General features: G+C 74.1%; 16 protein-coding genes. 13 read left to right on the top strand and 3 right to left on the bottom strand.

Annotated features, from left to right (window positions below):
- The first annotated feature begins 21 nt into the window (after nucleotides 1-21).
- The 4 genes from ispG (at nucleotide 22) to ABEE00_RS18930 (ending at nucleotide 4,701) form a co-directional block, all read left to right on the top strand.
- Nucleotides 22-1,179: a flavodoxin-dependent (E)-4-hydroxy-3-methylbut-2-enyl-diphosphate synthase gene (ispG, locus tag ABEE00_RS18945; RefSeq protein WP_345746712.1), complete on the top strand. Its 1,158-nt coding sequence runs from the start codon at nucleotides 22-24 to the stop codon at nucleotides 1,177-1,179.
- A gap of 172 nt (nucleotides 1,180-1,351) precedes the next feature.
- On the top strand, nucleotides 1,352-2,197 hold the full coding sequence (locus ABEE00_RS18940) for a GNAT family N-acetyltransferase (protein ID WP_345746711.1): 846 nt from the start codon (nucleotides 1,352-1,354) through the stop codon (nucleotides 2,195-2,197).
- 111 nt (nucleotides 2,198-2,308) lie between these two features.
- Nucleotides 2,309-2,875, top strand: coding sequence for a GNAT family N-acetyltransferase (locus ABEE00_RS18935; RefSeq protein ID WP_345746710.1), 567 nt, complete (start codon nucleotides 2,309-2,311; stop codon nucleotides 2,873-2,875).
- A gap of 119 nt (nucleotides 2,876-2,994) precedes the next feature.
- Nucleotides 2,995-4,701 carry a proline--tRNA ligase gene (locus ABEE00_RS18930; protein ID WP_345746709.1) on the top strand — a complete coding sequence of 569 codons (1,707 nt, stop codon included), beginning with the start codon at nucleotides 2,995-2,997 and terminating at the stop codon, nucleotides 4,699-4,701.
- 91 nt (nucleotides 4,702-4,792) lie between these two features.
- On the opposite strand, the gene ABEE00_RS18925 is transcribed toward ABEE00_RS18930, so the two are convergent.
- The 3 genes from ABEE00_RS18925 to ABEE00_RS18915 all read right to left on the bottom strand — a co-directional run bounded on the left by ABEE00_RS18925 (nucleotide 4,793) and on the right by ABEE00_RS18915 (nucleotide 6,937).
- Nucleotides 4,793-5,749 (bottom strand): aminoglycoside phosphotransferase family protein, encoded by a 957-nt coding sequence (locus ABEE00_RS18925; protein WP_345746708.1) that lies wholly within the window; start codon nucleotides 5,747-5,749, stop codon nucleotides 4,793-4,795.
- A 121-nt stretch (nucleotides 5,750-5,870) separates the two neighbouring features.
- Complete coding sequence (locus ABEE00_RS18920) at nucleotides 5,871-6,344, bottom strand: ferritin-like domain-containing protein (protein WP_345746707.1); 474 nt, start codon at nucleotides 6,342-6,344, stop codon at nucleotides 5,871-5,873.
- Nucleotides 6,341-6,937, bottom strand: coding sequence for a hypothetical protein (locus ABEE00_RS18915; protein ID WP_345746706.1), 597 nt, complete (start codon nucleotides 6,935-6,937; stop codon nucleotides 6,341-6,343). Before ABEE00_RS18915 ends, ABEE00_RS18920 begins: the two co-directional genes overlap by 4 nt.
- Before the next feature lie 311 nt (nucleotides 6,938-7,248).
- Here ABEE00_RS18915 and rimP point away from each other — a divergent pair, with 311 nt between their 5' ends.
- The 9 genes from rimP (at nucleotide 7,249) to ABEE00_RS18870 (ending at nucleotide 19,593) form a co-directional block, all read left to right on the top strand.
- A complete protein-coding gene (rimP, locus tag ABEE00_RS18910; RefSeq protein WP_345746705.1) occupies nucleotides 7,249-7,797 on the top strand; it encodes a ribosome maturation factor RimP in 549 nt (182 codons plus the stop codon).
- A 2-nt stretch (nucleotides 7,798-7,799) separates the two neighbouring features.
- Nucleotides 7,800-8,828 carry a transcription termination factor NusA gene (gene nusA / locus ABEE00_RS18905; RefSeq protein ID WP_345746704.1) on the top strand — a complete coding sequence of 343 codons (1,029 nt, stop codon included), beginning with the start codon at nucleotides 7,800-7,802 and terminating at the stop codon, nucleotides 8,826-8,828.
- Nucleotides 8,829-8,890: 62 nt separating this feature from the next.
- Entirely contained in the window at nucleotides 8,891-9,178 is a 288-nt protein-coding gene (locus ABEE00_RS18900) for a YlxR family protein (protein WP_345746703.1), read from the top strand.
- A gap of 156 nt (nucleotides 9,179-9,334) precedes the next feature.
- Complete coding sequence (gene infB, locus ABEE00_RS18895) at nucleotides 9,335-12,475, top strand: translation initiation factor IF-2 (RefSeq protein ID WP_345746702.1); 3,141 nt, start codon at nucleotides 9,335-9,337, stop codon at nucleotides 12,473-12,475.
- Between the two features lie 80 nt (nucleotides 12,476-12,555).
- On the top strand, nucleotides 12,556-12,852 hold the full coding sequence (locus ABEE00_RS18890; protein ID WP_345746701.1) for a DUF503 domain-containing protein: 297 nt from the start codon (nucleotides 12,556-12,558) through the stop codon (nucleotides 12,850-12,852).
- 51 nt (nucleotides 12,853-12,903) lie between these two features.
- A complete protein-coding gene (rbfA, locus tag ABEE00_RS18885; RefSeq protein WP_345746700.1) occupies nucleotides 12,904-13,410 on the top strand; it encodes a 30S ribosome-binding factor RbfA in 507 nt (168 codons plus the stop codon).
- Between the two features lie 3 nt (nucleotides 13,411-13,413).
- Complete coding sequence (truB, locus tag ABEE00_RS18880) at nucleotides 13,414-14,334, top strand: tRNA pseudouridine(55) synthase TruB (RefSeq protein WP_345746699.1); 921 nt, start codon at nucleotides 13,414-13,416, stop codon at nucleotides 14,332-14,334.
- A gap of 330 nt (nucleotides 14,335-14,664) precedes the next feature.
- Nucleotides 14,665-18,498, top strand: coding sequence for a trypsin-like peptidase domain-containing protein (locus ABEE00_RS18875; protein ID WP_345746698.1), 3,834 nt, complete (start codon nucleotides 14,665-14,667; stop codon nucleotides 18,496-18,498).
- Between the two features lie 123 nt (nucleotides 18,499-18,621).
- The gene (locus ABEE00_RS18870) at nucleotides 18,622-19,593 is read left to right on the top strand and encodes a bifunctional riboflavin kinase/FAD synthetase (protein ID WP_345746697.1); all 972 of its coding nucleotides are present in this window, start codon (nucleotides 18,622-18,624) and stop codon (nucleotides 19,591-19,593) included.
- The last annotated feature ends 269 nt before the right edge of the window (nucleotides 19,594-19,862 follow it).

Raw genomic sequence — 19,862 nt, 5'->3', positions numbered from 1 at the left:
CACCATGGGGTTGCACGCCTGATGACAGCGATTTCGCTCGGAATGCCGGACGTACCGACCAAACTCACGGAGCGCCGCAAGAGCCGCCAGATCCAGGTCGGTCCGGTGGCCGTCGGCGGCGACGCACCCGTGTCCGTGCAGTCGATGACCACGACCCGCACCTCGGACATCGGCTCCACGCTCCAGCAGATCGCCGAACTGACCGCGTCCGGCTGCCAGATCGTCCGGGTCGCCTGCCCGACCCAGGACGACGCCGACGCGCTCCCGGTGATCGCCCGGAAGTCCCAGATCCCGGTGATCGCGGACATCCACTTCCAGCCGAAGTACGTCTTCCAGGCCATCGACGCCGGCTGCGCCGCCGTCCGGGTCAACCCGGGCAACATCAAGAGCTTCGACGACAAGGTCAAGGAGATCGCCGCGGCGGCCTCCGCGGCGAAGACCCCCATCCGCATCGGCGTGAACGCGGGCTCCCTCGACAAGCGCCTGCTGGAGAAGTACGGCAAGGCCACCCCCGAGGCGCTGGCCGAGTCCGCGCTGTGGGAGGCCTCCCTCTTCGAGGAGCACGGCTTCCGCGACATCAAGATCTCGGTCAAGCACAACGACCCGGTCGTGATGATCAACGCGTACCGGCAGCTCGCCGCGCAGTGCGACTACCCGCTGCACCTCGGCGTGACCGAGGCGGGCCCCGCCTTCCAGGGCACCATCAAGTCCTCCGTCGCCTTCGGCGCGCTGCTCTCCGAGGGCATCGGCGACACCATCCGGGTCTCGCTCTCCGCGCCGCCCGCCGAGGAGTGCAAGGTCGGCATCTCCATCCTGGAGTCGCTGGGCCTGCGCCAGCGCCGCCTGGAGATCGTCTCCTGCCCCTCCTGCGGCCGCGCCCAGGTGGATGTCTACAAGCTCGCCGACGAGGTGACCGCGGGCCTGGACGGCATGGAGGTCCCGCTCCGCGTCGCCGTCATGGGCTGCGTCGTGAACGGCCCGGGCGAGGCCCGCGAGGCCGACCTCGGCGTCGCCTCCGGCAACGGCAAGGGCCAGATCTTCGTGAAGGGCGAGGTCATCAAGACCGTCCCCGAGTCGAAGATCGTGGAGACCCTGATCGACGAGGCGCAGAAGATCGCCGAGCAGATGGAGAAGGACGGCGTCGCCTCCGGCGAGCCCTCGATCTCCGTCGCGGGCTGACCCTCTCGCCGACGCATGAGCTGAACCGTTCAGTCAGGCGGGGTACGGGACGCATTCCCCGTACCCCGTCCGGCATGAAAGCGGACCGGGTGGAAACCTGGCGAGGGAGATACAGTGCGAAAAGCTGCTCCCTCCCGGCCACCGGGCCCGTCACGGTGAGGCAAGACCTAACGTGCTGACCACCACATCCACCCGCGTCGTCGACCCCGCCGAGCTCGACGACGTCCTCGCGGTGCTCCACCGCGAGCCCGTGAACAACGCCTTCGTCACCGCCCGCGTCCGGGTCTCCGGGCTCGACCCCTGGCGGCTCGGCGGCGAGATGTGGGGCTGGTATCACCGCGGCCGCCTCGAAGCCCTCTGCTACGCGGGCGCCAACCTCGTACCGCTCTGCGCGGGCCCCGAGGCCGTGCGCGCCTTCGCGGAGCGCGCGCGCAGGCAGGGGCGGCGCTGCTCCTCCATCGTCGGGCCCGAGGGGCCGACCGCGGCGCTGTGGTCGTATCTGGAGCCGCACTGGGGCCCGGCCCGCGAGGTGCGCGCACCGCAGCCGCTGATGATCACCGACAGGCCCTCGGCCGAGGTGCGCCCCGACCCGCTGGTGCGGCGGGTGCGCAAGGACGAGCTGGACGTGGTGATGCCGGCGTGCGTCGACATGTTCACCGAGGAGGTCGGGGTCTCCCCGCTGGCCGGCGACGGCGGCCTCGTCTACCAGGCCAGGGTCGCCGAACTCGTCGGCGCCGGCCGCTCGTTCGCGCGCATCGAGGACGGCCGGGTCGTCTTCAAGGCGGAGATCGGCGCCGCCATACCGCAGGCCTGCCAGATCCAGGGCGTGTGGGTCGCCCCCGACCGGCGCGGCGAGGGCCTGTCGACGGCGGGCATGGCCGCGGTGCTGCGCTATGCGCTCGCGGACGTGTCGCCCGTGGTCAGCCTCTATGTGAACGACTTCAACACCGCGGCGCGCGCCGCCTACAGCCGGGTGGGCTTCCGCGAGTGCGGTGCCTTCATGAGCGTGCTGTTCTGAGCTGCCCGTTCTGAGCGGTCGGGCCGGGTGCGGTGCGCCGCGTACCCGAACGTCCTTTCCCGGTACGTCCGTTACGGAGGCCGTGCGGCCCCGTTCTAGTAACCTCCCCGCATGCTGCATTCGCGCGGGGACACCGACCCCGGGGAGTCCGTCGTCGTCGGTCCGCTCGATCTCGCCTCGCGGGTGGACGACGCGCTCGCCGTGCAGGCCCTCGCCTTCGGCCTCACCGACGACGAGATCGGCGTGCGGCGGCACATCGTGCTGCGGCACCTCACCTCGCCCGGCGCCCGCGCGCTGGGCGCCACCACCCGCGAGGGACGGCTGGCGGGCTTCGTGTACGGGATGCCCAACGACCGCGGCCAGTGGTGGTCCACGGTGGTCGAGCCGTATCTGCGGCAGAACGGCCACGAGGACTGGCTGGACGACTCGTTCGTGATCACCGAGCTGCATGTGCACCCGCGCTACCAGCGGCGCGGCATCGGCCGTGAGCTGATCACCAGCATCACGGACGGCGCGGCCGAGCCCCGTTCGCTGCTCTCCGCGATCGACACCGACAGCCCGGCCCGCGCCCTCTACCACCGGCTCGGCTACCGGGACCTGGCCCGCAGGGTGCTGTTCCCGAGCGCCCCGAGCCCGTACGCGGTGATGGGCGCGCCGCTGCCGCTGAGCCGGGGCTGAACGCGGAGCGCGGAAGTCGTTTTCGCGGCGCAGCGGGGGCCGGATAAGCTCGGGCAGCACATCCGACGAACACCTAATGGGGCCCCACGAACAGACGCGGTCCCGAGCAGGAGTACCTCATGGCAGCCCGAGTGCAGCGCTTGTCCCGGTCCATGCTGAAGACGCTGCGCGACGACCCGGCGGACGCCGAGACGCTCAGCCACAAGCTGCTCGTCCGCGCCGGGTACGTGCGCCGTACCGCCGCGGGCATCTGGACCTGGCTGCCGCTCGGCAAGACCGTGCTGGAGAACGTCACGCGCGTGGTGCGCGAGGAGATGGACGCCATCGGCGCCCAGGAGGTCCTGCTCCCCGCCCTGCTGCCCAAGGAGCCGTACGAGGCGACCGGACGCTGGGAGGAGTACGGCGACCAGCTCTTCCGCCTCAAGGACCGCAAGGGCGGCGACTACCTGCTCGGTCCCACGCACGAGGAGATCTTCACCCAGCTCGTCAAGGACCAGTGCGCGTCCTACAAGGACCTGCCGGTCGTGATCTACCAGATCCAGACCAAGTACCGGGACGAGGCCCGCCCCCGCTCCGGCATCCTGCGCGGCCGCGAGTTCACCATGAAGGACTCCTACTCCTTCGACGTCTCCGACGAGGCGCTCATGGAGTCCTACGCCCTGCACCGCGGCGCGTACCAGCGCATCTTCGAGCGCCTCGGCCTGGACTACCGCATCGTTTCGGCCACTTCGGGCGCGATGGGCGGCTCGGCCTCCGAGGAGTTCCTGGCCCCGGCGCCCGCGGGCGAGGACACCTTCGCGCAGTGCCCCTCCTGCGGGTACGCGGCCAACACCGAGGCCGTCCCCTTCGCCGTGAAGCCGCGGTCCCTGGAGGGGCACCCCGCGGTGGAGGAGCTGGACACCCCGGACACCCCGACCATCGAGTCGCTGGCCGCGCACCTGGGCGTCGACGCCTCGGCCACCCTCAAGAACCTGCTGGTCAAGGTCGACGGCGAGATCACCGCCGTCGGCGTGCCCGGCGACCGCGAGGTCGACATGGGCAAGCTGGAGGAGCAACTCTCCCCGGCCACCGTCGAGTTGGTGACGGCCGAGGACTTCGAGGGCCGCCCGGACCTCGTACGCGGCTACGTCGGCCCGCAGGACGGACTGGCCGGCAAGTCCTTCCGGTACATCGCCGACCCGCGCGTCGCCCCCGGCACCGAGTGGATCACCGGCGCCAACAAGGAGGGCAAGCACGCCCGGCACGTCGTCGCGGGCCGCGACTTCGAGATCGACGACCACATCGACGTCGTCGTGGTCGAGGAGGGCGACCCCTGCCCCAAGTGCGGCACCGGCATCGTGCTGGACCGCGCCATCGAGATCGGCCACATCTTCCAGCTCGGCCGCAAGTACGCCGACGCCTTCGAGCTCGACGTGCTCGGCCAGGACGGCAAGCCGGTGCGGGTCACCATGGGCTCGTACGGCATCGGCGTCTCCCGCGCCGTGGCCGCGCTGGCCGAGCAGACCGCCGACGAGCAGGGCCTGTGCTGGCCGAAGGAGATCGCCCCCGCCGACGTGCACGTGGTCGCCGCCGGCAAGGCCGCGCAGACCGAGGCCGCGCTGGAGGTCGCCGAGAAGCTGGGCGAGGCGGGCGTGCGCGTGATCGTGGACGACCGCGCCGGGGTCTCGCCGGGCGTGAAGTTCACCGACGCCGAGCTCATCGGCGTGCCGAAGATCCTGGTCGCGGGCCGCGGCGTCAAGGACGGCCTGCTGGAGCTCAAGGACCGCCGCACCGGCGAGCGCGAGGAGCTGCCGGTCGACGAGGCGATCGCCCGCCTCGTCGGCTGAGGCACGAGAGGTGAGAAGGGCCGGGGTTCGCCCCGGCCCTTCGTGTGTGCTGAGTACGTGTTTCTGCGTACGTGGTGTGCGGCGCCGCCCCTCAGAGCCAGCCCGCGAACTCCAGCAGCAGCTCGCCGTCCCGCTGTGCTCCGCCCGCGAGCTGCCGTACGCCGGACTCCACCGCGCGGTACAGCGTCCAGCCGCGCAGCCGCTCGCGGTCCACGTCCAGCGAGTCGGCGAGCTTGGTGAGGCGGCGGCGGGTCGCGGCCGGGCCGCCCGGCGAGGCCACCAGGTCGTGCAGTCTGTCCCGTACGAGTCTCGCCAGGTCGAAGGCCCGCTCGCCCACCAGCGGCTCGGGCCCCACCGTCAGCCACCGCGCGCGCTCGGCGTCGGCGGCGAGCACCGCGCCCTGCCGGAAGTCGCCGTGCAGCAGCACCCGTTCGGGCTCGTCGGCGACCAGCGCGCCGCGCAGCTCCAGCGCCTCGTCCACCAGCGGCAGCGCCTCCTCGGGCGCGGCCGAGCGGATGAAGCCGGCCTCGGCCTCGGTGTGCCCGGCGACCGTCTCGATGTGCTCGGCCGCGTTCTCCCCCGGCGGCACCCACAGCCGCCGCGCCGCGGAGACCGCCTCCAGCATCGCCTTCGCCTCGGGCAGCGAGCGCAGGGACATCTCGCCGTGCAGCCGCTCCAGCAGCAGCGCGCCGTCCTCGGGCTCCGAATCCAGGAGCCGCGCGGCGCCGAAGCCGTTCCAGCAGGTCAGCGCCGCGGCCTCGCGCCGTGCGCGGGCGTCGGCCGGTTCGAGGCCCGGCGCCAGCAGCTTCAGCGCGGCCTGGGTGCCGTCGGGTTGCCGCACCAGCGCGACCAGGCTGCTGCGCCCGCCGGGCGAGACCAACCGCTCGGCGGTCAGGTCCCAGCGCTCCAGCGACCGCTCCAGCAGTCCGGGCAGCGCGCCCAGCCAGTCGTCGCCCGCGCGCGCCACGTCCGCGCCGGCCTGGCGCCCCAGCGCCCCCAGGGAGCGCACGAGCCGCTGCGGGGGTTCGGAGGAGAGTGCGGAGGTCATGCGGTCAACGGGGCCTTTCCCAGCGAGGGTTCGTGCGGTGCTTCCGATTCCGGTGAGGGGGCGTGCGGTCTGTCGTCGGGGCCGCGGGCCGAGGCGGGCGCGGGTCGGGAACGGGTGCGGGTCAGAACGAGCCGGTGCGCGGAGTACCCGACCCGGTCGGGCCCGGAGAGCCGGCGCCGCCTCGTTCGGTGAGCCCAGGGAAGGCTACGCCGCCGCCCTTCCACCGCACCGACCGGACCGCCGCCTCGCGCAGCGCCGCCGCCGCGTCCCGCCGGTGACGCGCGCTCCCGGCCCGTACGAGGTCCGCGTACACCACGGCCACCCGGTCCTCCAGCTCGGCCGCCAGACGCATCGCGGCCGCGCCGTCGGGCACCGCGAAGGGCAGCGCGTACGCGGCGGCCGCAGGCGCGGGCTCACCGCCCAGCTCCCGCACCATCCTGCGCAGCGCGTCGCGGCGTGCCCGGTGCGCGTCGTAGCCCTCCCGCGCCTGTCCTGCCCGGTCCTTCTCCACCCGCGCGCCGACCACGCCGTAGCCGTACACCGCCGCGTGCTCGGCGGCCAACGCGGCCTCGGCCGCATCGAGTTCGCTGCTCACGCCGCCTCTCCTCCGTCCCCGCTCCGGCCCGCCTCGCCCAGCAGGTACCCGTGCGCGGCGCCCGCCGCGGCCACCGAGGCGAGCAGCCGCGCCAGCTCGGGCGGCGCGTCCACGAGCGCCTTGGTGTGCGCGTCGGCTGTGGCGCGCTCGGCCTTGACCAGCGCCTCCAGCGCCTTGTCCGGATCCTCCGGCACCTCGGGCGGCTTCTCGCCCTTGGCGCCGCCCTTCTCCGTACGGCCGCCGAAGGCCCCGGCGTGCTGGGCGACCGCGGCGCGCAGCGGGCGCAGCCGCTCCGCCAGGCCTTCGTGCCGCTCCAGCGTCGCGTCGTAGCGGGCGAGCAGGGCGCGGCTGCGGCGGGCGGCTGCTTCCCTCATCCGCGCGGCCTCGGGGGAGCTCTCGTCGTCCGCGTCCCCGCCGCCGCTGCACCCGGCCAGCAGGAGCGGAGCGGTCACGGCACCCGCGGCGGCGAACAGCGAGCGGCGGCGCGGCCGCGCGGTCCCGTGCGCCGCGTCGGCGCCCTCGTGACCCTCGTACGCGGCGGGCACGGGCGTTGCCCGCTCTGGCGTCGGCGGCGGTGCGGGCGACGGTCGCATGCTGCTGAGCTCCTGAACTCGGGCTGCTCAGCCCGGGCGTAGCGAAGTCCACGTGTGGCGGTGATCACCGCCCGGTGAGCGTACCGGTGCGGCCGCGCGCCGCCCCACGGGCCACCCCAGCCGACCTGCGCTCATACCCGTACGTCCCACACATCACGGGCACATGCGACGGATACCCCGGTCTGGTCGGCGGCGCCCGCGGCAGACGATAGTCTTGACGGGGCACGCCCCGGCGCCCTGCGCCCCCGCAGACACCGCCCCCCGAGTTTCAGGTCCCCTACAACAGCACACGCGGCCGAGGAGTCACCCGGATGAGCACCACCCAGAGCGAGAGGCTGCGCGGACTGCTGGAACCGCTTGTCGGCGAGAGGGGGCTGGATCTCGAAGAGATCGAAGTGACCCCCGCAGGCAAGCGGCGAGTTCTCCGCGTCGTCGTCGACTCCGACGAGGGAGTTCAGCTCGACACCTGCGCCGAGGTCAGCCGCGAGCTGTCCGCCGCGCTGGACGAGTCCGACGTCATGGGCGGCGCTCCGTACGTGCTCGAGGTGACCTCTCCCGGCGCCGAGCGCCCGCTCACCGAGCAGCGGCACTACCGCCGCGCCGTCGGGCGGCTGATGAAGGCGCAGCTCACCGAGGAGGAGGGCGGCGGCGAGCTGACCGCCCGCATCGTGTCGGTGGACGACGAGGGACTCGACCTCGAGGTGCCCGGGGTCAAGGGGCGCAAGCCCACGCGGCGCCGCCTCCCGTTCGGCGGGATCGCGAAGGCGCGCGTGGAGATCGAGTTCAACCCGAAGGCCGCGCAGCAGGCGCAGCGCGACGAGTCCGCGGCCGCCGATGACGAGAGCACGAAGGAGGCGTAGCCGTGGACATCGACATGACCGCCCTGCGCGGGCTGGTAAGGGAGAAGGAGATCTCCCTCGATCTTCTGGTCGAGGCGATCGAATCGGCCCTCCTGATCGCATACCACCGCACCGACGGCAGCCACCGCGACGCGCGGGTCGAGCTGGACCGCAAGACCGGTCACGTGACGGTGTGGGCCAGGGAGGGCCGCGAGGACCTCGAAGAGGGCGCGGAGCCGCGCGAGTTCGACGACACCCCGACCGGTTTCGGCCGGATCGCGGCCACCACCGCGAAGCAGGTCATCCTGCAGCGCCTGCGGGACGCCGAGGAGGAGGTCACCTTCGGCGAGTACCAGGGCCGCGAGGGCGACATCGTCGCGGGCCAGGTGCAGCAGGGCAAGGACCCCAAGAGCGTGCTGGTGGACATCGGCCGCCTGGAGGCCATCCTGCCCCCGCAGGAGCAGGTCCCGGGTGAGGAGTACAAGCACGGCACCCGCCTGCGCACCTACGTGGTGCGGGTGGTGAAGGGCGTGCGCGGTCCGTCCGTGACGCTCTCGCGCACCCACCCGAATCTGGTCAAGAAGCTCTTCGAGCTGGAGGTCCCGGAGATCGCCGACGGTTCGGTCGAGATCTCCGCGATCGCCCGCGAGGCCGGCCACCGCACCAAGATCGCGGTGCGCTCGGCGCGTTCGGGCCTCAACGCCAAGGGCGCGTGCATCGGCCCGATGGGCGGCCGGGTGCGCAACGTGATGGCCGAGCTCAACGGCGAGAAGATCGACATCGTGGACTGGTCGGAGGACCCGGCCGAGCTGGTGGCCAACGCGCTCTCGCCGGCCCGGGTCAGCGAGGTCGAGATCATCGACCTGGCCGCCCGTTCGGCGCGCGTGACCGTTCCCGACTACCAGCTCTCGCTGGCCATCGGGAAGGAAGGGCAGAACGCCCGGCTGGCCGCGCGGCTGACCGGCTGGCGGATCGACATCCGCCCCGACACCGCGGACGCCGCGGCGCCGGACGCCGGAGGAGCGCAGGGTCACATCGCGGAACAGGGCTGAAAATTCCGGTAGGGCCCTTACCCCCCAAGGGGTTCGGGCGCTCGGGGAGGTAGACTTAAGCAGTGTCTGACCGGACGCGCGACCGAGCATGCCCCGAGCGCACGTGTGTGGGGTGCCGGGAACGCTCGGGCAAACGCGATCTGCTGCGGGTAGTGCTGACCGGGGGGCGAATTGTCCCCGATCTTCGCGGTACGCTGCCCGGCCGGGGTGCGTATCTGCACCCCGACGCGGCCTGTGTCGAGCAGGCCGTGCGCCGTCGGGCGTTCAACCGGGCCTTCCGGGGCCCGGGGCCGTTCGACACCGTGGAGCTGCGCGAGCACATGCAGCGGATCGGACAGGCAACACCGTAAGACAGCCCGCTCGGAATCCCCGTGCGGGAGAGCAGGTACCTCGCGAGTCGGAAGTAGGTCGAGATTGCGATGAGCACTCGATGAGTACGCGATGAGTACGCCCATGCATAAGTAGCGAAGGTCCGGCGGACGATCCCCCGGGCCGTAAGGAGCGAAGTGGCTAAGGTCCGGGTATACGAGCTCGCCAAGGAGCTTGGGGTCGAGAGCAAGGTCGTCATGGCCAAGCTCCAGGAACTTGGGGAATTCGTCCGTTCGGCGTCCTCGACGATCGAGGCGCCGGTTGTCCGCAAGTTGACCGACGCGCTGGAGGCGGGCGGCACCAACGGTGCCAAGAAGTCCGCCGCCAAGCCCGCGGCGCCGAAGAAGAGCGCCGCCAAGCCCGCCGCACCCAAGCCGGGTGACGGCGCGGCACCGAAGCCGGGGCAGGAGGCCCCGAAGCCCGGCCAGGCTCCCAAGCCGGGCCAGGCACCCACTCCCAAGCCGGGCCCCGAGGCCCCGGCTGCCAAGGGCGACTCCGGCGAGGAGGGCGGCCCGGTGACCCCGGCCGCGCCGAAGCCGGGTCCGCAGGCGCCCAAGCCGGGCCCCGCGAAGCCCGAGTTCACCGCGCCGGCCGCCTCCTCCGAGGCCGCGCCGAAGCCGGGCCAGGCCCCCAAGCCGGGGCAGCAGGCCCCGAAGCCGGGTGCGCCGAAGCCGGGCGGCCAGGGCCCCAAGCCGGGTCCGCAGCAGCAGGGCGGCCAGGGTCAGGGCCAGGGCGGCCAGGGCCAGGGCGGCCGCGGCGGCCAGGCCCCGAAGCCGGGTCAGGCGCCCAAGCCGGGCGGCCGCGGGCAGGGCCCGCGCCCCGGTAACAACCCCTTCACCTCCGGCGGTTCGACCGGCATGGCGCGCCCGCAGTCGCCCAAGCCGGGCGGTGCGCCGAAGCCGGGCCAGGGCCCGAAGCCGGGTCCGCAGCAGGGCGGCGGCCAGGGCCAGGGCGGTCAGGGCCAGGGCGGCCCGCGTCCGCAGGCGCCGGGCGGCGGTCGTCCGTCCCCGGGCAACATGCCGCGTCCGCAGGGCGGCGGCCAGGGTCAGGGCCAGGGCCAGGGCGGTCCGCGCCCCGGCGGCGGCAACCGCCCGAACCCGGGCATGATGCCGCAGCGTCCGGCCGCGGGCCCGCGCCCCGGTCCCGGCGGTGGCGGCGGCGGTCGTCCCGGCGGCGGTGGCCGTCCCGGCGGCGGCGGTCGTCCCGGTGGCGGCGGCTTCCAGGGCCGTCCCGGCGGTGGCGGCGGTGGCCGTCCCGGTGGCGGCGGCGGCTTCGCCGGCCGTCCGGGCGGCGGCGGTGGCGGCCGTCCCGGATTCGGCGGTCGTCCCGGCGGTCCCGGTGGCCGCGGCGGCACGCAGGGCGCGTTCGGCCGTCCCGGCGGTCCGGCCCGCCGTGGCCGCAAGTCGAAGCGGCAGAGGCGCCAGGAGTACGAGCAGATGCAGGCGCCGTCGGTCGGCGGCGTGATGCTGCCGCGCGGCAAGGGCGAGGTCGTGCGCCTCTCCCGCGGTGCCTCGCTCACCGACTTCGCCGAGAAGATCAACGCCAACCCGGCGTCGCTGGTCCAGGTCATGTTCAACCTGGGCGAGATGGTCACCGCGACCCAGTCGGTCTCCGACGAGACGCTCCACCTGCTCGGCGACGAGATGAACTACTCGGTTCAGATCGTCAGCCCCGAGGAGGAGGACAAGGAGCTGCTCGAGTCCTTCGACATCGAGTTCGGCGAGAACGAGGGCGGCGAGCAGGCCCTCATGCCGCGGCCCCCGGTCGTGACCGTCATGGGTCACGTCGACCACGGCAAGACCCGCCTGCTGGACGCGATCCGCAAGACCAACGTCATCGAGGGTGAGGCCGGCGGCATCACCCAGCACATCGGTGCGTACCAGGCCGCGACCGAGGTGAACGGCGAGGAGCGCAAGCTCACCTTCATCGACACCCCGGGTCACGAGGCCTTCACCGCCATGCGTGCGCGCGGTGCCAAGTCGACCGACATCGCGATCCTGGTGGTCGCGGCCAACGACGGCGTCATGCCGCAGACGGTCGAGGCGCTGAACCACGCCAAGGCGGCCGAGGTCCCGATCGTGGTCGCGGTCAACAAGATCGACGTCGAGGGCGCCGACCCGACCAAGGTGCGCGGTCAGCTGACCGAGTACGGCCTGGTCGCTGAGGAGTACGGCGGCGACACGATGTTCGTCGACATCTCCGCGAAGCAGGGCGAGAACATCGAGTCCGTGCTGGAGGCCGTGGTCCTCACCGCGGACGCGGCGCTCGACCTGCGGGCCAACCCGGAGCAGGACGCGCAGGGCATCGCGATCGAGGCCCACCTCGACCGCGGGCGCGGCGCCGTGGCGACCGTGCTGGTCCAGCGCGGCACGCTCAGGGTCGGCGACACCATGGTCGTGGGCGACGCCTACGGCAGGGTCCGCGCGATGCTCGACGACAAGGGCGAGAACATCAAGGAGGCGGGTCCCTCGACCCCCGTCCTGGTGCTGGGTCTCACCAACGTCCCGGGCGCCGGCGACAACTTCCTGGTGGTGGACGAGGACCGTACGGCCCGTCAGATCGCCGAGAAGCGCGCCGCGCGTGAGCGCAACGCCGCGTTCGCCAAGCGGACCCGCCGGGTCTCGCTGGAGGACCTGGACAAGGTGCTCAAGGCCGGCGAGGTGCAGCAGCTCAACCTCATCATCAAGGGCGACGCGTCCGGCTCGGTCGAGGCGCTGGAGTCCTCGCTGATGCAGCTCGACGTCGGCGAAGAGGTCGACCTGCGCATCCTGCACCGCGGTGTGGGTGCGGTCACCGAGACCGACATCGACCTGGCGACCGGCTCGGACGCCATCGTCATCGGCTTCAACGTCCGCGCCGAGGGGCGCGCGACGCAGATGGCCGAGCGCGAGGGCGTGGACGTCCGCTACTACTCGGTGATCTACCAGGTCATCGAGGAGATCGAGGCGGCACTGAAGGGCATGCTGAAGCCGGAGTACGAGGAGGTGGAGCTCGGCACCGCCGAGATCCGCGAGATCTTCCGCTCCTCCAAGCTCGGCAACATCGCCGGTGTCATGATCCGCTCCGGCGAGGTCAAGCGGAACACCAAGGCCCGCCTCATCCGGGACGGCAAGGTCGTGGCGGAGAACCTCAACATCGAGGGCCTGCGCCGCTTCAAGGACGACGTGACCGAGATCCGTGAGGGCTTCGAGGGCGGTATCAACCTCGGCAGCTACAACGACATCAAGATCGACGACACGATCGCCACGTACGAGATGCGGGAGAAGCCGCGCGGCTGATCCAGCACCCGGCCGGGGCCGGTCGGCGGAGGGGGAAAACTCCGTCGATCGGCCCCGGCCGTCTCTCGTACGATCTCCGGGTGTATGTAGGGACTCTTTCCTTCGACCTGCTCCTGGGCGACGTCCATTCGCTCAAGCAGAAGAGGTCCGTCGTGCGCCCGATTGTCGCCGAGCTCCAGCGGAAGTACGCGGTGAGCGTGGCGGAGACCGGCGAGCAGGATCTGTACCGCCGCGCCACCATCGGACTCGCGGCGGTTTCCGGGAACCCGGGGCATGTGACCGATGTACTGGACCGGTGCGAGCGGCTGGTGGCCGCCCGGCCCGAGGTGGAGCTGCTGTCGGTGCGGCGGCGGTTCCACACCGACGAAGACGAATAGGGCCTCCTCGCGGAGGACGGCCCGCTATGGCATGGAGCAAGGAGCGGACCAGTGGCCGACAACGCACGGGCCAAGAGGCTGGCGGACCTCATCCGTGAGGTGGTCGCGGAGAAGCTGCACCGGGGGATCAAGGATCCCCGGGTCGGCTCGCACGTGACCATCACGGACACCCGGGTCACCGGCGACCTGCGGGAGGCGACGGTCTTCTACACGGTCTACGGCGACGACGAGGAGCGGACCGCGGCCGCCGCGGGGCTGGAGAGCGCCAAGGGCGTGCTCCGTTCCGCCGTGGGGGCCGCGGCAGGGGTGAAGCACACCCCGAGCCTCACCTTCGTACCGGACGCGCTGCCCGAGAACGCCAGGACCATCGACGACCTGCTCGCCAAGGCGCGCGCCTCGGACGAGGAGGTGCGCAAGGCGTCGTCCGGCGCGGACTACGCGGCGGGCTCCGACCCGTACCGCAAGCCCGCCGAGGACGAGGAGGGCGAGGCCGCGGAGGACTCGGAGCAGTCCGGGGAGTCCGGGCAGTCCGGGGAGACGCGCGGCGGGGACGCCTGACCCGTGGCGAAGAAGAAGGACAACGGCCCCGGCGGGCTGCTCATCGTCGACAAGCCCGCCGGGTTCACCTCGCACGACGTGGTCGCCAAGCTGCGCGGCATGGCCCGCACCCGCAGGGTCGGGCACGCCGGGACGCTGGACCCGATGGCCACCGGCGTGCTGGTCATCGGCGTCGAGAAGGCGACACGGCTGCTCGGCCACCTCGCGCTGACCGAGAAGGAGTACGTCGCGACGATCCGGCTCGGGCAGGACACGGTCACCGAGGACGCGGAGGGCGAGCTCACCGCCAGCCGCGGCGCCTCGGGCCTTGACCGCGCGGCCGTCGACGCGGCGGTCGCGGAGCAGACCGGCGACATCATGCAGGCGCCCTCCAAGGTCAGCGCCGTGAAGATCGACGGGGTGCGCTCCTACAAGCGGGTGCGCGAGGGCGAGGACGTGGAGCCCGAGCCGCGCCCGGTGACGGTGTCCTCGTTCGCCGTGCACGACGTGCGCGAGGAGACGGCCGAGGACGGTACGCAGGTCACCGACCTGCTGGTATCCGTCGTGTGCTCCTCGGGCACCTACGTACGGGCGCTCGCGCGGGACGTGGGCGGGGCGCTGGGCACCGGCGGCCATCTGACGGCGCTGCGGCGCACCCGGGTCGGCCCGTACAAGCTGGACCAGGCGCGCACGCTGGAGCAGCTCCAGGCCGAGGCCGACGGCGACGGGGTGTCCCTGCTGCCGCTGGGCGAGGCGGCGGCCGCGGCGTTCCCGCGCTGGACCGTGGACGCGGAGCGCGCGCGGCTGCTGGGCAACGGCGTGCAGCTCCGCATGCCGTCGTCCGTCGGGGACGGCCCGGTGGCCGTCTTCGGCCCCGAGGACCGCTTCCTCGCGCTGGTGGAGGAGAAGCAGGGCAAGGCCAGGAGCCTCGCCGTCTTCGCCTGAGCGGTGCGGAGGCTGCGCTCCCCGAGCGGAGGCCGATTCCCCGAGAGCTGAGAGTCCCGGAGAGCTGAGAGCCCGGGTGCCGTGCGGTGATTGCCGCGCGGCACCCGGGCTCTTCACCTGTGCGCCGTGGGACGGACGCAGGACGTGCCCCACGGCTCCCCTCCTCGCGTTGATGTGTCTGTCCAGGAGGTGACGCGGTTTCACCCCATCGTGCAGGCGCTCGGAGTGAGGACCGGGCGCGGACGGGGGCGCGTTCGTCCGACGGGCTGTCCCCGCTGATCAACTCCGCCGTACCGTCTGAGGGCGGTACGGGCACGGAGGGTTGCGTCGATGAGGGCGGTGCGTGGGGAGCCCACGCTGGTACGGATCTGCGACCTGGCGGGCAGAGCGCGCGGGATGGGCTTCTTCGCCGACTCGGCGGGCACCGTGATCACCAGTCATGAGGCGGTGGACGGACTGAGCCGTGCCGTCGTGCACGCGCCCGCTCCCGCGTCGGGGGCCGACGGGCGTACGGGTCAGGACGGGGCGTACGGCGCCGAGGGGCCCCGCGAGGGCGTGCTCTCCTGGCTGGCCGAGGCCAGCGACATCACCGTGCTGCCCGGCTGGGACCTGGCGGTGCTGCGTACGGAGGGGCTGTGCCCCGAGCCGCTGGTGCTGGGCGCCGAGCGGGCGCGGCCAGGGGGTACGCCGGTGCGGCTGTGGGAGGGCGAGTGGCTGGACGCGCGGCTGGCCGGCACGGCCCGCGTCACCTACACCTCGACGGAGCGCTACCACCCGCTGGAGGACGTACTGGAGCTGGCGCTGCCCCAGGCGCTCGCGGTCCAGCTCCGGCTCAGCAGGACGGCGTCGGGCACCCCCGTGCTGGACGCGGAGAGCGGCGCGGTGCTGGGCGTGCTGGGCACGGCGCTGCATGCGGAGCGGGGGGAGCGGGCGGAGCGTGGGGAGCGCGCCGGGGGCGGTGGCGGGGCCGGGTATGCGGTGCCGCTGCGGGCCGCGGCGCTGTGGGAGCCGGACGGGCCGCTGGCGGGGCCGTTTGCGCGCAACGGGGCGACCGTCCCCGGATTCGGCGCCGACCTGAACCTCGCCGGAGCGCTCCAGCTCACCGCGACCTCGGTGGCCGGCGCCGTCGAGCGGGCCGGGCGGCCCGTGCCGCGCCCCGAAGTGGCGGACGCGCTGCGGGACTTCGGCGCGAGCGGAGCCTCGGTGGCCGCGCTGGTCGGAGAGCCGGGGACGGGCCGTACGACGGAGCTGGCGTCGCTGGCCGCGCGGCGGGCGCGCGGCGCCGAGCCCGCGCCGACGGTGTGGCTGCGCGGCGCCGACCTGTGCGCGGGGGACGACGGCGTACGGGACGCGGTCGCGCGGGCCCTGGAGGAGGCCGGGCGGGTGGTGGCCGCGTCGGGCGGCGAGCCGGCGGAGGGAGCGCCCGCCGAGGGGGCTGCCGAGGGGCCTGCGGGGGTCAGGACTGCCGCCCTTGTCGGTGATCCGCGCGAGGTGAACCCCGACGTGGTCGCCCGGCTCGCGCGGGACGCCGGGCGCCCCTTGCTGGTGCTCGTGGACGCCCCCGAGGAGATCCCGCACCGTACCCCTGACGCATTGCGCCGCTGGGCCGCTGGCACCGCGAGCTGGCTGCGCGCAGCGGGGGCGCGGCTGGCGCTCGCGTGCAGGCCGGAGTTCTGGGAGCTGGCGGGCGCGCTGTTCCCGCGGGACATGCTGTACGGGGCGGCCGGGGGCGAGCTGGACGGCGCGGGGCTGCTGCCGCCGTGCGTGCGGATGGGCGATCTGCTCCCGGGGCAGGCGGCGCGGGCGCGCGGCCAGTACGGCCTGGCCGAGGGCGAGTTGAGCCCGGCCGACGCGGGGCATCCGCTGGTGCTGCGGATGCTGTCGGAGGTGCGGGAGGGGGCTGACGGCGGGGGTCCGTGCGGTGTGGGGTCGGTCGGCGCGGGTCCGGCGGCCGATGGCGTGGACGAGGCGGATGCTGCTGCCCCGCCGTCTCGTACGGAGGTGTTCTCCGCGCATCTCGACCTCGCCTGCCTGCGGATCGCGGTGCGGCTCGCGGCGACGGGGCAGCCGGTCACCCGGGCCGGCGCGGTGCGGCGGCTGGCCGCGCGGGTCGCGGGGCAGGTGCACGAGGCCGCGCGGCGCTGTCTCGGGCCCGGCGAGGGGCAGTTGAGCAGGGCGGCGTTCGAGGAGGTCTTCCCGTGGGCCGGCGGCTGGGCCTCGGCGGCGCTGGCCGAGGGACTGCTGGTGCCCGCGGGGGAGGGGTACCGCTTCGCCGACGAGGAGTTCGCCGACTGGTTGCAGGGGCAGCACCTGGAGCTGGACGCCGCGCTGGACTCGCTGGTGCACGAGCGGGTGGCGGGCCGCGCGGGCGCCGAGGTGCCCCGGCACCGGATCGGACCCGTGGTGCAGGCCCTGCTGATCTGCGGACGGCGCGAGGGCGCGGAGGAACTGGAGCGGCGGCTGCGGTCGCTGGCCCGGGTGTGCGGCGCGGGAGCGGGGGGTGGGATCCCGAGCGGTGAGGACGCGGGCGGTGAGGCCCCGGGTGGTGAGGCCCCGGGTGGTGAGGGCGCGCGCGGCGGGAGCGCGGGCGGTGAGGGCCCGGTGGACGAGGGACCGGGCGGCGAGGGCCCCGGCGCCGGGGGCCCGGAGGGTGAGGCCGAGTGGTGGGCCGCCCACCTGCTGGGGGAGACCCTGCTGCGGGTGCCGGACGCGCGCCCGTACCGGCGGGTCCTGCTGGTGCTGGCCGAGCGGCTCGCCGCATCGGCCGGGGCCGGGGAGGGCCGATGCGTGGGCATACCGGGCGAGTTCGGGCCGTGGTTCTGGCGGCGTCTGCCGCTGCCCGTCGCCGACCGGCTGGAGCTCCTGCGGCGGCTGCTCCCCGCCGACGGCGCGGGCGGGCGCGGTGACGGCCGCGGTGACCGTTTCCTGGACGCCGCGGGCGACCTGCTGGCGGCCGAGCCCGTCCTCGTACAGCCGCTGCTCTGCGGGTGGCTGGGCGACCTGCGGCCGCTGTGGCGGGAGGAGGCGGGGGACGGCTGCCGGGCGCCGACCGTCGCGGAGGCGGCGCAGGCGCTGCTGCACACGCACCGGCGCCGGGCGCCCGACGAGCTCACCGAGGCGCTGGTGGCGGCGGCGCACCCGCGCGCCGACGAGCTGCTGGCCGAGCTCGCGCACGACGAGCCCTCCGCGATGAGCCGCGCCGTCGACCGGTGGGCGCACGACGCGCAGGGCGAACGGCGGGCGGCCGCCGCGGCGTTCGGCGTGCGTACGGCCCGGCACGTGGCCACGGACGCCGACCGCGCGCTGCTGCGGAACGCGGCGCTCGCCCTGCTGCGGCACGGCGGCCCGCTGCGCGGTTCGGCGCTCGCGGTGCTGGTGCGGGACCCGGAGAGCAGGAACGGGTATCTGGACGCCGCCGTACGGGAGTTCACCGCGGGCGGCACGCGGGAGCTCGCAGGGGCGCTCGGCGCCGCGCTCGCGACTCACCCCGAGGCGGTGCTCGGCGCGTTCCAGGCGCGGCTGCACGGCTGTGCGCGGAGCGCGGGACCGGGGGAGGGGGACGACCGCGCGGCCCGCGAGGTGCTGCGGGTGCTCGCCGAGGTGCGCACGCCCGCGATAGCGCGGCGCGCGGCCCTGCTGGTGCGCGAGTACGCGGAGCTGAGCCCGGACACCGCGGGCGAGGCCGTCGCCGGTTACCTGCGGCGCAGGCTCGCGCACGGGGCCACCGCGCGCGCCGTGCTGCATCCGCTGGTGTCCGACCTGCTCAACGGCCGCCACGCCGAGCTGCGCGCCGGGCTGGCGGGGGCGCTGGGCGGCGGCGCCGGCGCGCTGCGCGACGAACTGCTGGAGACGCTGCTCGCGACCGAGCGCGAACCCTCCGTACTGGACGCGGCCCTGTCCGCCGCCGTGCGGCGGGAACCGGAGGGCGTCGGAGAGGGGGAGCTCGTGCGCCGGATCGGGCTGCTGATGACGCGTACGGCCGAGGGCGCCGCGTTCTTCGACCGGCGGCTGGTGGGGCTCGCGCGCGAGGTGCCGGGCTTCGCGGGTGCGATGCGCGAATGGACCGAGAGCGCGCCGGACGAGTGGACCGCGGTGGTCGGCCCGAGCGCCCGGCGCATGTGCGAGAACCTGGCCGGGGCGGTGCCGGGGGAGGGGCGCGGCTAGCGGTCACCTCCGTGGCGGGCCGGGGGCGGCGTACGGGTCGGCGCACCCCGGGTCCGTGCAGAGCGCGGCGCCGCGGCATGGCACCCTTGGACCGGCGAATATCGGCATCGGCGAGGAGCAGACGTGCAGCGCTGGCGTGGCTTGGAGGACATCCCGGAGGGGTGGGGGCGCAGCGTCGTCACCATCGGCTCGTACGACGGGGTGCACCGCGGGCACCAGCTCATCATCGGCAGGACGGTGCAGCGGGCCCGCGAACTGGGCGTACCGGCAGTGGTCGTCACCTTCGACCCGCACCCGAGCGAGGTCGTACGGCCCGGCAGCCACCCACCCCTGCTGGCCTCACACCAGCGGCGCGCCGAGCTGATGGGCGAGCTGGGCGTGGACGCGGTGCTGGTGCTGCCGTTCACGGAGGAGTTCTCGAAGCTGTCGCCGGCCGACTTCGTGGTGAAGGTGCTGGTCGACAAGCTGCACGCGCGCAGCGTCGTGGAGGGCCCCAACTTCCGCTTCGGGCACAAGGCCGCGGGCGACGTCGCCTTCCTCGCCGAGCAGGGGGAGACGTACGACTACGACGTGATCGTGGTCGACCTGTACGAGCGTGGCCAGGCCGGGGACGGCGAGCCCTTCTCCTCCACGCTGGCCAGGCGGCTGGTGTCGGCGGGCGACATGACCGGCGTCGCCGAGGTGCTGGGGCGGCCGCACCGGGTCGAGGGCACCGTGGTGCGCGGCGCGCAGCGCGGCCGCGAACTGGGCTTCCCCACCGCGAACGTGGAGACCCTGCCGCACACCGCGGTCCCTGCCGACGGCGTGTACGCGGGCTGGCTGACGGTGTGGGACACCGGCGAGGGCGCCGCGGCGAGCGAGGCCATGCCGGCCGCCGTCTCGGTGGGCACGAACCCGCAGTTCGACGGCACGGACCGCACCGTCGAGGCGTACGCCATCGACCGCGTGGGCCTCGATCTGTACGGGATGCACGCGGCGGTGGACTTCCTCGCGTACATCCGGGGCCAGGAGAAGTTCGACTCCCTCGACGCGCTGCTCGTGCGGATCGGGCAGGACGTGGACGAGGCGCGGGCGCTGATCAACGCGGCGGAGTAGCGGCCGCGTATGCGCGCCGGCGTTTGCTCGTGCGCGTTCGCTCATGACAACGGCCGGGGGCCGGGCGGGGTGTGGAAGTCCCGCCCGGCCCCCCCCCGGTGTGCCGCCCGACCCCGCCGGCGCCCCCGACAGGGGGGGGCGCGGCCCCCCCCCCGGCCGGGGGGGCTGGGGACCCGGCGGGCCCGGCGGGGGCAATCCCGAGCCCCCCCGCGGCCCCCCCCACAACACACCCCCACCCCCCCCACCCCCCACCCGCCGTGCACCCCACC

The sequence above is a fragment of the Streptomyces odontomachicola genome, from assembly GCF_039605595.1.
GTDB lineage: Bacteria > Actinomycetota > Actinomycetes > Streptomycetales > Streptomycetaceae > Streptomyces.
This window is presented reverse-complemented; position numbering and strand designations above follow the sequence as displayed.

Bases quoted from the DNA above. Each gene is read 5' to 3' on its own strand.
- ispG (WP_345746712.1), top strand. From the start codon at position 22: ATGACAGCGATTTCGCTCGGAATGCCGGACGTACCGACCAAACTCACG.
- ABEE00_RS18935 (WP_345746710.1), top strand. From the start codon at position 2,309: ATGCTGCATTCGCGCGGGGACACCGACCCCGGGGAGTCCGTCGTCGTC.
- ABEE00_RS18930 (WP_345746709.1), top strand. From the start codon at position 2,995: ATGGCAGCCCGAGTGCAGCGCTTGTCCCGGTCCATGCTGAAGACGCTG.
- ABEE00_RS18925 (WP_345746708.1), bottom strand. From the start codon at position 5,749: ATGACCTCCGCACTCTCCTCCGAACCCCCGCAGCGGCTCGTGCGCTCC.
- ABEE00_RS18915 (WP_345746706.1), bottom strand. From the start codon at position 6,937: ATGCGACCGTCGCCCGCACCGCCGCCGACGCCAGAGCGGGCAACGCCC.
- rimP (WP_345746705.1), top strand. From the start codon at position 7,249: ATGAGCACCACCCAGAGCGAGAGGCTGCGCGGACTGCTGGAACCGCTT.
- ABEE00_RS18875 (WP_345746698.1), top strand. From the start codon at position 14,665: ATGAGGGCGGTGCGTGGGGAGCCCACGCTGGTACGGATCTGCGACCTG.